General features: G+C 38.9%; 3 protein-coding genes and 1 pseudogene. 3 read left to right on the top strand and 1 reads right to left on the bottom strand.

Translation table 11 applies throughout. The features are described 5' to 3' along the window. Positions 1-386 precede the first annotated feature (386 nt). Both D8787_RS03535 and yaaA read left to right on the top strand, forming a co-directional pair. Entirely contained in the window at positions 387-7511 is a 7125-nt protein-coding gene (locus tag D8787_RS03535; protein ID WP_125420804.1) for an SIALI-17 repeat-containing surface protein, read from the top strand. A gap of 255 nt (positions 7512-7766) precedes the next feature. Further along, a pseudogene (yaaA, locus tag D8787_RS03525) lies at positions 7767-8494 on the top strand (peroxide stress protein YaaA). A 57-nt stretch (positions 8495-8551) separates the two neighbouring features. Here yaaA and D8787_RS03520 read toward each other — a convergent pair. Next, positions 8552-10036: a M protein trans-acting positive regulator PRD domain-containing protein gene (locus tag D8787_RS03520; protein ID WP_125420802.1), complete on the bottom strand. Its 1485-nt coding sequence runs from the start codon at positions 10034-10036 to the stop codon at positions 8552-8554. Between the two features lie 371 nt (positions 10037-10407). Here D8787_RS03520 and D8787_RS03515 point away from each other — a divergent pair. Beyond that, on the top strand, positions 10408-13569 hold a 3162-nt coding region (locus D8787_RS03515; RefSeq protein ID WP_125420800.1), incomplete at its 3' end, for a G5 domain-containing protein.

Raw genomic sequence — 13569 nt, 5'->3', positions numbered from 1 at the left:
CTAGTTTGCTCTTTGATTTTTATTGAGTATAAGAATTCGAAAAAGAGTTATTCAATGATCACGGATAAACATTAATGTCACAATAAAACCACACAGTGATTTCAGTATTGAGCATCATCAAGCTGAAAGCAACACTGTGTGGTTTTTGAATAGTTGATAGTTTCGGACTAGATTCTTTACCCATTGTTAAGCTTCTCGTTATAGGATGCTAGCCCACTCCTTTTTGTTATATTAAACTCATAAAAAGATTGCAAATTTTTGTTCATTTTGATATATTCAATATATACAAAAAAACAAACTTGATGCTTAGTTGTGTATTCAGAAGGAGGTTATTTTTTAAAAAGTAAACGCTTACTTAGTGTCGAGAAAAAGAAATGAGGATTTTAATGAACAAAAGACTTTTCGATAAACGTTGTCATTATAGCATTCGTAAATTTGCTATAGGTGTGGCATCTGTGATGATTGGAGCTAGTATATTTGGCTTGTCGGCTGTACAAGCTGAGGAGTTGTCTTCATCCAATACTCAGACAGAAGAAACAACGGTTCATCAACCCCAACATTTAGATAAGCTTCCTGATGATGTGGCAGCTGCTATCGCAAAGGCTGATGAGAATGGTGGACGTGAGTTTGTAAAGCCAAAATCTGAAGCAACAGAAGAAAATGGGATTAAGGATACGGATTCTGCTAAACCTGTTAATGAAGGCAACCATGAATTGGCTGGTCCTAAAGTTGAAACTCCGAATAAAGTAGGAGAAGGAAACGAAGCTGAGGAGAAGCAAAAGTCTGAAGAGATAAATCCAAAGACTGCGGAAGAAAATCCGAAATCTACAGCAACAGTTGAGACAGATGTAAAAGAGGATGCTAAAAAGACTTTAGAAAAGGATCAGGTAAAACCGACTACAGATATCAAATCTTCTTCTGAAAAAACGCAAGCGCTTTCTAAAGAGTTAAGTAAAGCGGATGTTGAAAAAGAGAAGCAGCTATTATCAGATCGAAAACAAGATTTCAATAAAGATTGGTATTTTAAACTAAACGCCCAAGGAGATTTTTCAAAAAAAGATGTGGATGTTCATGATTGGTCTAAATTGAATCTTCCACACGATTGGAGTATTTATTTTGACTTCGATCACAAGTCTCCTGCTCGCAATGAAGGTGGTCAGTTAAATGGTGGAGCAGCTTGGTATCGTAAGACTTTTACACTGAATGAAGTAGACAAGAACAAGGATGTTCGTATCAATTTTGATGGTGTTTACATGGATTCTAAGGTTTATGTAAATGGTAAATTTGTAGGACATTATCCAAGTGGTTACAATCATTTTTCTTATGATATTACAGAATTTTTGAACAAGGATGGCAGTGAAAATTCCATTACCGTTCAAGTGATCAATAAGCAACCAAGTAGTCGTTGGTATTCTGGAAGTGGGATTTATCGTGATGTAACCCTTAGTTATCGTGATAAAGTCCATGTTGCGGAAAATGGGAACCACATTACAACACCAAAATTAGCTGAACAAAAAAATAGCAATGTTGAAACACAAGTTCAAAGTAAGATTAAAAATACAGATAAAAAGGTTGCGAATGTCTTTGTGGAGCAACAGATTTTCACTAAGGAGGGTAAAGCTGTTTCAGAACTAGTTCGTTCTGCAACTAAGAGTTTGGCAGAAAATGAAACAGCACAATTTAATCAGAATATCTTGGTTAATCAGCCAACTCTTTGGACAACGAAAAGTTACCATCCTCAACTTTATGTTCTAAAAACAAAAGTCTATAAAGAAGGCCAGTTAGTTGATGTAACAGAAGATACATTTGGTTACCGTTATTTCAATTGGACTGCTAAGGAAGGTTTCTCTCTGAATGGTGAACGCATGAAATTCCACGGGGTAAGTATTCACCATGATAATGGAGCCTTGGGTGCAGAAGAAAACTATAAGGCTACCTACAGAAAATTAAAACTTCTGAAAGATATGGGAGTCAACTCCATTCGTACAACTCACAACCCGGCGAGCCCTCAGTTGCTAGATGCTGCGGCGAGTCTAGGACTTTTGGTTCAAGAGGAGGCTTTTGACACTTGGTATGGTGGCAAGAAGACTTACGACTATGGACGGTTCTTTGATCAAGATGCAACTCATCCTGAAGCTAAGAAGGGTGAGAAGTGGTCTGATTTTGATCTTAGAACAATGGTAGAACGTGATAAGAACAATCCGTCTATTGTGATGTGGTCTCTTGGAAATGAGGTAGAGGAGGCAAATGGTAGTCCTCGTTCTATTGAAACTGCTAAACGTTTGAAGGCTGTTATCAAAGCGATTGATACTGAGCGTTACGTAACCATGGGTGAAAATAAATTTAGTCGTGCATCTACAGGTGATTTCTTGAAAGTTGCAGAAATTATGGATGCTGTGGGTATGAACTATGGAGAACGCAATTATGATGCTGTTCGTAGAGCTCATCCAGATTGGCTCATTTATGGTTCTGAAACGTCTTCAGCGACAAGAACGCGTGATTCTTATTACAATCCTGCTCGAATTCTTGGACATGATAACAGTTCAAATCGTCATTATGAACAATCTGATTATGGTAATGACCGTGTTGGATGGGGAAGAACAGCTACTGAATCATGGACTTTTGATCGTGATCATGCTGGATATGCTGGACAATTTATCTGGACAGGAATTGACTATATCGGTGAACCAACGCCATGGCATAACCAGGATAGTACACCTGTAAAAAGTTCCTACTTTGGTATTATTGATACAGCTGGTTTGCCCAAGAATGATTTCTACCTTTACCGTAGTGAGTGGTATAGTGATAAAGAAAAACCAACTGTCCGAATTTTACCGCATTGGAACTGGACTGAAGAGACCCTTAAGGATCGCAAGATGTTGGTCGATGGAAAGGTTCCAGTTCGTACCTTCTCAAATGCAGCAAATGTTGAATTATTCTTAAACGGTCAGTCGCTTGGTAAAAAGGAATTTACTAAGAAAAGGACAGAAGATGGACGCCCTTATCATGAAGGAGCTAAACCAAGTGAATTGTATCTTGAGTGGCTTGTTAAGTACCAACCTGGTACACTGACTGCGATTGCTCGAGATGAAAATGGGAATGAAATTGCGCGTGATAGTGTGACAACTGCAGGTGAACCAGCAAGAGTTCGTCTAACTAAAGAAGAGCATGTTATTACTGCAGATGGTAAAGATTTATCTTACATCCATTACGAAATTGTTGATAGCGACGGAAATGTTGTACCAACAGCGAATAATCTTGTTCATTTCAATCTGCATGGTCAGGGACAAATCGTTGGTGTAGATAATGGGGAACAAGCTAGTCGTGAGCGCTACAAAGCTCAAGCAGATGGAACATGGCAAAGACGTGCTTTTAATGGTAAAGGGGTTGTCATTGTAAAATCAACAGAAAAAGAAGGTAAATTTACTCTTTATGCAGATTCTGCTGGCTTGACATCTGATAGCGCAACAGTCGCAACTGTGTCTGGTAAGAAAGAAAACCGTCACTTTGTAGCCTTTGCTCCTGTAAAAGCAACAACTGATGTGACTACAAATCCTGAATTGCCTCAAACAGTAACAGCTATTTATAGCGATGGCAGTGTTGAGGAAAAAACTGTCACTTGGGAAGTGCCATCTGACTTACTTACAAGTGCAGGTGAAAAGAAAGTATTTGGACGAGTGGAAGGTTTGGAAACCCAAGCTGAGGCACTTGTAAAAGTGGTTGCCTTAGATAAATGGTTGCCAAAAGTTGCTACAGTACCGGTTGGTACAAATGCGACTGATTTGGATAAAACGGTCACAGCTGTTCTGACAGATGGTAGCTTAATTGATACAGAGGTTATTTCATGGACCTTGAAAAATCCTGCTGCTTTGACCAAGGAAGGGGGACGTACGGAGGCTACTGGTAAATTAGTAGATGATGGTCATGAAGTTACGGCAACCTTTATCGCAAGCAGCAAGGAAACAACAAGTAGCATTACAGGACTTACTGTTGGGGATAAAGATCTTGAGAACTTTGAGCCGAGCAAGACCTATTACAGAGTCTCCCTTCCTTATACTGCTAAAATCCCAAGTGTTGGAGCACAGACTACAGGCTATCAGGTAACAATTCAGCAAGCTTCTGCTGATAATGGATATCAGGCTTCTGTCTTCTTGAGTGACCAAAAGGGCGATTTAGTTCAAACTTACTTGATTCAATTCGTGAAGGAAGCACCTGCCTTGACCCGCTTGGAAGTAAACGTTGAAGGAAAAGAGAAGGCAACAGAAGACCAAGTTCTCCCTTATCATGTAATTGGGCATTATGAGGACGGTTCACAGACGGAATTTTCAGCGTCAGATGTCCATTTAGAAGCCAAGTCAGCTGATGGTGGTCATCTTGAGGTAAATGGACAGAACTTGTTGCTCTATACTAAGGGTCGTGTTACTCTAACTCCTCGTATTGACAATCAAACAGAAAGAACGCAATCTGTCGCAACTGAATTGGTGATTAAAGAAAATAAAGTAGAGAAGAAAATTGTCAAACTTCGTCCAGTTTCTATCTCTACCGATATCAATCAGCAACCTAATTTACCTAGTCAAGTTGGAGCAGAATTTGATAAGGGTTTGCCTCGTAAGGTAGCTGTAACTTGGGACAAAGTAGCTGAAAAAGAATTGGGGCACTATCATAGCTTTACCATTAAAGGACATGTAGAAGGTACAGATATTGAGGCTCAAGCAACGGTGACGGTTGAAGGCTTGCAAGTTGCAGAGGAAATCAGCCTTACAGTACCTAAGGGTGAGTCGGTTCAATTGCCAGCTAATGTTCGTGCTTACCATTCTAATGGAACAACTATCTACAAAGATGTGGTTTGGAATCAGGTTCCAACCAACTTTAGTCAAACTGAAGGAGTCCATGAAATCAATGGTCGTTTAGTTGATAGTAATCTTACCACTAAAGCTCATGTTCGAGTGTCTAGTCAAGTTGTTGCTGGAAATAATATCTCTAAACAATGGACAGGTTCCCAATTGCCAGCTGCCATTGTATCAAATACAGGAGGAGATGATTCAGCTAATGCCTTGAACGACCTGACTGTGTCAAGAACGACAACAGGCGCTAAAAATAGATGGACTACTTGGAGAACAAATACTGATAATGACTGGGCTTCTATCTTGTTTGGTAATTCAGGAGACTTGACGAAACGTTTTGTCAACAATTTGTCGGTTGATTTTTATAGCGATAGAACAATTGGTCTTCCAAAAGAATACGTTATCGAATACTATGTAGGTCAGGAAGTTCCAGATCTTCCAAATGATGTCAATAATGCTCAACGAGATAGCAATCATCCATTTAATAATCCTGACAATTGGAAAGTAGTTGAAAACTTACATGCTCCAAGTCAGCTATCTGCAATTCAAACAAATCACTTTACATTTGATAAGGTAGAAACCTATGCTGTTCGTATACGCATGAAGAAAGCAGATGGAACAGCTGGTGTTGGTTTGACAGAGCTAACTGTTCTTGGAAATAAGGTAGTAAGCTCTACAAGTTCAGAGATTTCTATCCAAGTAGATGGTAAGGATCTTGAACACTTTAATCCATCTAAGACTGATTACTATATTCCTCAATCTAGCAAACAAATCACTGCAACAGCTAGCAATAATGGTTTGGTAACAGTTGTGCCTGCAACAAGTCCAAAAGGCGCAACGCGTTTCATCTTGAAAGCAGAAGATGGTACGGTATTGAAAGAATATCGAATCTTCCGTAATGATGAGAGAGAAACTAGTCAACCTCTTGCTGCAGAAAATGGTGCTAAAATCTTGAATGTTGGTGATCAACTTCAATTGCCTGCTGAAGTGACAGTCTATTATCCTTCACAAGCTGGCTGGGTTAAGGCTAACCTTGCAGTTCAATGGGATGCCATTCCTGAACATGCGACAGAACAGGAGGGAAGTTTTGAAGTAACTGGTCATGTAATAGGTACAGATTTAAGCACCAAAATGCAAGTAACAGTTGTAGCTAAAGGTAACCAAGTTCTGTCAGAAAATCCAAGCAACAATGAAACGGATTCTAAAGCCTTTGCTTCGACAACGAATGATGTACAAGTAAATTCACATGATAGAATTTTCTACATCAATGATGGAAAATACATTGAGGACGGACGTTGGACAAACTGGTCTCGGACTCCGAAAAATCAAGAAACTTCTGTCGGACTACTCTTTAAGAAGGGCGGCAAAATTGCCTCCCAATCTATTGGAAAAGTAGCCATTCAATTCTTTAAAGATAGTGGAACAGATGCCCCAGAGAAAATGGTTCTAGAAAGATATATTGGTCCTGCCTTTACAGAACCAAGTACGATTTCTCGTTATGAAGAAAATGCCGACCATCCATTCAACAAGGCAGAAAATTGGGCACCAATTCCTTACAAAGCTTCTGGAGAAATCCTGGCTGGTAAGTCGATTGAATTTACATTTGATCCGATTCAGACAACAGCTATTCGAGCACGTTTGACTCGTAAATCTACAACTAATGGTCTAGCAGTAGTAGAGTTTAGTGCTTACTCTCCTGCTAAAGTAAGAGATGAAGAAACTCCTTCAGTGACTATTTCAGTTGCTGGAAAAGCATTGGAAAACTTTGATCCAAATGTGACAGATTATACTCTAACAACAATGGGTTCAAAACCAAAAGTCACTGCAACAACTAGTGGACATGGAGTAGTTACAGTTGTTGATCCTGGAAATGCTAATCTTCCAACACTCGTTCGTCTTGTTTCCAAAGATGGAAATTTGGTGAAAGAATATCGTTTACACTTTAAGTCTACCTTCCAAACAACACCAACAGAAGGCGTGAAGAACCTAGTATCAGAAACCCCAAGCTTGGAAATTGAAAAGACTCCGCTTCCATTTAAAGAAGTTATTCGTGAAAATCCTGAACTTGCTCAAGGCCAACGTCGTGTTGTTTCTGAAGGACAAGATGGAGAAAAAGTTGACTATATTCAAGTTGTGGGAACTACTAGAACTATTGTTCATACTGAACAAAGAAAGGCTCAAGACCGCATTATCGAGGTAGGAGTGAAAGCATCTATTTCAAATAGCAAGGGCGAGGAGCCTGCGCTAGTCAATGAAGTCCCTGAATTCAAGGGAGGTACTAACTTTGTTGAAGGAGCAGTTAACGACATTTCAGAATACAAAGGGAAACAATCAACTGTAGGTAATCAGGTAGCACCAATCGCTGAGAAGCCTGACTTTAAAGACGGGGTAAATACAGGAGTGCCTCAAGATAGTAAACTTCCAGAGGATAAAGGTGTTCCAGTAACAGTAGGAAATCAGGAAGTACCAGTTCGTGAGAAAACAGAGAATCCAGTACAGAACATAGCTAATAACCAGACTGCAGAAAGAAAGGCTTCAGCAGTCAAAGGAGATCAAAATAGCTTGCCAGAAACTGGTGAGAGAGAATCTGGTATAGCCATCTTCTTAGCAGGTGTTAGCTTGGCCTTGTCAGCAGCACTATTGGCTACAAAACGTAAAGAAGATTAGGCTTTATCTCTAAAGCATTCTGATTTTTATAAATTGATCGAGGATTAAAAATTGAATCGATGAATGAGCAGAGCTACTATGATATAGAACCTCAATTTGAGGAGAAATATAGTAGATCCTTGCATGATAAAACGCATCGTATTAAGGTTTTCAACACCTGATATTATGCGTTTTTTCTGAGGTTTAAGACTTTTTCCCAGTCTCTTTTCAGATGAATTTCTTGGTAGTGGCAAAAAAATATGCTACACTATCAATATGAAAATTTTAATCCCAAGAGCAAAAGAAATGAATACAGATTTGCCAAGGATTGAGGCAACTCCTTTAAGACCAGAAAGTCAGGCCGTTCTGGATGCCTTAGCTCTCTATTCTGCTAGTCAATTGGAGAGTTTTATAAGGTATCAGTCGATAAGGCGGCGGAAGAATTTCAACATATCCAAGCTTTGAAAACACAAACTGCTCAACACTACCCAGCCTTGAAACTTTTTGATGGGCTCATGTACCGCCATATCAAGCGAGATAAATTGACAGAGGCAGAACAAGCCTATCTTGAAAATCATGTCTTCATTACCTCGGCTTTGTACGGTGTCATTCCAGCCTTGTCACCCATAGCCCCTTACCGTTTGGACTTTTTAATGAAATTAAAAGTCGCTGGTAAGACTTTGAAGAGCCATTGGAAGGTAGCCTATGATGAAGCTGTGAAGCAGGAAGAAGTGATTTTCTCTCTATTGTCATCGGAGTTTGAGACTGTGTTTTCTAAGGAAATCAGAGAAAAGATGGTAACCTTCAAATTCATGGAGGATAGAGATGGTCAGCTGAAGATTCACTCAACTATTTCCAAGAAAGCGCGTGGTACCTTCCTAACGGCCCTGATAGAAAATCAAGTACAGACGGTCGATGAAGCTCGTCGCTTAAGCTTTGCAGGATTTGCCTACAGAGAAGACCTGTCCCAGCCACAGGAATTGGTTTTTGTAAAGAAAGTATAAAATAAGGATAAAAGAAGAAAACTCAGCAAGGAAAAGTATTGCTGAGTTTTTTCTAGCTTATAAAGAGTTGGACAAATGAATCTCATTTGATAAGGTATTAAGATGATTGACCAAATCCATGATTGACAGATGGTTTCGGCAAATAAACTTTTTAGTGATGCCAGGAATATAGAAATTAGACACGATGATGTCATAATCTGTCTGATTTAAAATTTCAGGACTTGTTTCCAATTGATCCCAAATATCGAAGGTAAAGCGATTATTACAGTAATAGGAAAGCATATCCATTAAGGTGAGGGATAGGGCGTGGTCAAAGTTACTGATAATCAAAACCTTGATAGGCGGTCGATTGGCTAATAATTGAGTAGTGATATTTTCTGCATGGGTGAAGATGGTGTAAATCAAGTGCTCTAATTGTTCAGGATAATCATGTTGCCCGATTGCTTGCCGATATTGAGCCAGTTCTTGACGAGCACTTTCCATAAAGTCTGGGAAATAGACCTTGAACTTTTCTAGTGTAATTCCCTTTTGCTCAAATAAGAGTGGTGTTGAAAAGGTTTCCTGTCTTTCAAAATAAGCTGTATTATGCAGATGCCAAATGAGTTCATCATGATTAGCAAATTTAATATTAAATGCTTTAGATAATCGTTCCAAAATTTGGCTTAATAACTGATAAGAATAGCGAGATTCCTCATTTTTATTTAGAGAATCAAAGAATTGCTGTGGATCTAGAAAAATATCATTTTGAAGAAAGGAAATGAAAATTTGGGCCACAATATCTGGAGTCATTTCCAGTCCAAATTGTTGAGAGAAGTATGCAAGCTTGTCCTCAAAATCTGGTAAATTCATTAAAACAGGATAGTAGTCTTGGTAAAAATGATTCGGTAAATCAATGAAATGTCCATTTTTTACTCGATGAATACTAATTGCGAGCATCAGCTTATACATTCTATAGATTGCAAATCGCATTGGGTAATTTGTGGATTTATAGAAGTAGTCAGCGAACTCTGTTATGACTTTTTCAGAAATATCTGGGAAAGGCCAGTCTAGAAAATAATACCGCTCTGAAAAGTATTGGGCATAAAAATAGCGAATATCGATTTCATTTCCATTCAGGGATGTTGGAGTAAAAGACAGTTCAATTTGGAATTGTTTCGAGAGAATGGTGGTGATTCGATTTCCTAAACGATAAAGATTGGCATTACTAGAATGCAGTTTTTCTACAGTTCGGTAAATAGGCAATCCTTCGTTAAAAAACATATATTCTAATAACTGAAAAGATTGGGAATGACTGAGGAAATAAATATAAATATCTTCTATACTTGCCGCTGTATCTAGATTTAGCATAATGCCATTGATAGAAGATTGAATTTTGAAAGTTGGGAATGCTGTTCGTAGTTCGTTTAAGTCATTTTTCAGGATACGCTCGGTGCATTCTAAAGTTTGTGCTAACTCGTTTAGACGTATCCAATCTCGTTTCTGAATGAGTATTTCAAGTAGTCGTAATTGTCGTTGTTCCTTTGTAGATAATAGAGATCTCATAGGGTTCTATCCTCCTAAGCTCATTATATCATAGTCTATAATAAAAATGCTAATATTGATATTGTTAAGATGGAGAATAATCCGATTTGATCTTAAAACAGTATTTATGAATTGAATATAGAAAGGCAATTAAATGTTACTGGAATATTTGTATTGATTTTGAGATTACATTTTTACCTCTATATTATTTTTCTGTACCATTTGTACTAAAATATGAGAATCATTTTTTTGTCAGTAAATTCACTTTGATTAGAACAATTTAAATGAATCTTGAGGGAAAAAATACTATATATTAATTTGTGAAATTATATTGAATTATATAAAAAATAGATGTAAATTGTATAGTATAAAATTATATTGAGGTAAAGAATATGAAACAGGCACAGAGAAAATCATTTGATTGGTATAAAATGCAACAACGTTTTTCTATTCGTAAGTATCACTTTGGTGCGGCTAGTGTCTTGCTCGGGACAGCCTTAGTCCTAGGAGCGGGAGCCAAGGCCCAAACAGTACAAGCAGATGAACATTATGCAGAAGTTACTAACAGTGTTTCTGTTGATAAGATAGCAGAAGCTACTAAACCAGTAGAAGTTTCTACATCTAAGAAAGAAACTACCTACCCAGCTCCAACTGTTGCTAATCCAATAGAGGTGACTCCAGCTAAATCTGAAGCTGTTAAGGCAACTGTAGAAAAGGTTGAAGAGCCTAAAGTGGAAAAAGAGGAAGTTTCTCATCAAAGTGCGGTTGATAAATCAAAATTGTTAACGGCTCTTTCGCGTGCAAAAAAATTAGAAGCAAAATTATATACAGAAGCAAGTGCTGCTAAGTTGCAAGCAAGTATCCAAGCTGGTCAAAGTTTGCTTGGTAAAGCAGATGCAACTGAAGCTGAATTATCAGCAGCAGAGTCATCTATTCAATCAGCTGTCATTGGACTGGAACTCCGTTCTAACTCCGATAAAGGAACTGTATCAGAAACTCCTGTAGCGAAGAAAGCTGACGCAGAAGAAGCCAAAGAAGAAGCTAAACCAGCTGCAACAACGACTGATCGTTCAGTTCTTGATAGCGCTGTTTTGCCAACTAGCAGAGCTGCTATAGTTGAAGCGTTTTCAGCTCCAAAAACAACTAATGAAATTTTGAAACCAGGTTTGAGCCTTTCTGATGCTCATCAAAATCCAGCTATCCGTAAGGAAGACTTGGATAAGGGACAAAGTGGTTTTAGAGCTTCTAGCAATCCAGCCAACCCAATTGTCTCAGGTTCTGGGAATACAGTTGCATTTACAGATATTAGTCAAGCTGGTCGTAGTTATAGTTTCCGCGGCTATGGGAACGCACGTGGTGGTCATTCAATTCATTATGATGTGACGACAGTACGTCAAGGTAATAGATTGAATTTCACAATTCAATATTCTGGTCCAGGTGAATTTGTTAATAATAACTTTATCTTGGATAAAGGGGATGGATTTGGAAATCCTTCAAATGCAACTATCACAACTCCAAGATTAAGAGAGCAATCAAAACCTATTAGCCAGGGTGCCAACTTTGTATCTCACTCAGGATATACTATGACCTCTGCTACTGAAACAAGTATGCAACAGACAATCAGATTCAGTTTGCCAATCAACAATCCAAATGGTGATTTGTCTGTTCGTTTGAAACCTGTTACTTTTAACGTGGACCAAGGTGGTGGTGGTGCCGCTACTAGCAACGACCCATACAGTAACTCTAACTATTATTATAGAGCAAACCCACTATACTTGGATGCAAACCCTTATGGTGGTACTAATAATAAGACTGTTTCAGAAGACATTGACTTCCAAACTGTCTATCTTCCAACTAGTAAGTTACCAGAAGGTCAAACTAGATTAGTTCGAGAAGGTGAAAAAGGACAACGTCAAATTACCTATAAAGTCCATCGATTTGGTAACGAAACACTTTTAGGATTGCCAATTAGTAATTCTGTTACTAAAGAAGCTAAGCCACGTATTCTGCAAATTGGTGTGGCTAAAGAGCTAATCGATACAGTAAAACCACGTGTTGATCAAAATAAAGTTGGTGATACAAATAACCTCACTTTCTATCTTGATAACGATGGAAACGGTGTTTATACTGAGGGCGTAGACGAACTTGTTCAAAGAATCGCTATTAAAGATGGAGCCAAAGGTGAAAAAGGGAACCAAGGTGAACGTGGTTTAACTGGTGCTCAAGGAGCCCAAGGTGCTAAAGGTGAAAAGGGAGACCGAGGCGAACGTGGTTTAACAGGAGCCCAAGGTGCTAAAGGTGAAAAAGGGGACCGAGGTGAACGTGGTTTAACAGGAGCCCAAGGTGCTAAAGGTGAAAAAGGGGACCGAGGTGAACGTGGTTTAACAGGAGCCCAAGGAGCCAAAGGTGAAAAAGGGAACCAAGGTGAACGTGGTTTAACAGGAGCGCAAGGTCAGGCAGGTCGTGACGGTGTAACTCCAACCGTAACCGTTAAAGATAATAAAGATGACGGTACTCACACTATTACTATTAACGACGGTAGAGGTAATGTTACAAATACTATTGTAAGAGATGGTCTCGATGGAGCAAGTCCATTAGTTGCGACTCAACGAAATGAAGCAGATAAGACAACAACTGTTATCTTCTATTATGACCAAAATGACAACAACGAATTCGATGCAGGCGATACAAAACTAAAAGAAGTTGTTATTACAGATGGTGCCAAAGGTGAGAAAGGTGACAAGGGAGCAACTCCTAAAGTGACAACTGCTCGTGGAGCAGATGGCCACAGTACAGACATTACATTTACAGTTCCTGGAGAAGAGCCTGTTGTAGCTAACATTAAGGATGGTAAAGATGGCCGTACACCAAATATTGACTTGAATGCTTTAGCAGAAGCAGCAGTAAGACTAAACAATCAAAGAAGCGGAAGAGTAAGAAGAGCATTAGCAGACGCCCCATCTACAGCACCAGCACCACAACCAGTAGAGGGTACTCGTATTACAGCATACTATGATAACAATGGTAACGGTAAATACGATCCAGGTGTGGATGAATTAATTGGTACAAGTGATATCTTGAATGGTACAAATGGACGTAATGGTGCAGATGGAGCTTCTGGTACAGATGGTCGTAATGGTGCTGAATTATTAAGTGGACCTAAAGCACCAACAGCAAATGATGGTAAAGATGGTGATACTTATATCGATGCTACTACAGGAGATGTTTACAAAAAAGAAGGCAGAAACTGGAACCAAATTGGCAACATCAGAGGACCTCAAGGATTACCAGGTCCTAAAGGTGATAAGGGAGAAAATGGTCGTGATGGCTTCACACCAGAGGTAAGTGTCACAGACAATCACGATGGAAGCCATACCATTACCATTACCCAACCAGAAGGTCGTCCAGCTCTTACAACAATCGTTAAAAATGGTGAAAATGGCCAAACACCGAAAGTTAAAGCAGAACGTGATGAAGCTAAGAAACAAACGACTCTCACCTTCTACATTGATAAAGATGGCGATGGTAATTACACAGAAGGAACAGATACGCTC

Origin of the sequence: Streptococcus mitis, from assembly GCF_003944325.1 — a bacterium.
GTDB classification, from domain to species: Bacteria; Bacillota; Bacilli; order Lactobacillales; family Streptococcaceae; genus Streptococcus; species Streptococcus mitis_CW.
This window is presented reverse-complemented; position numbering and strand designations above follow the sequence as displayed.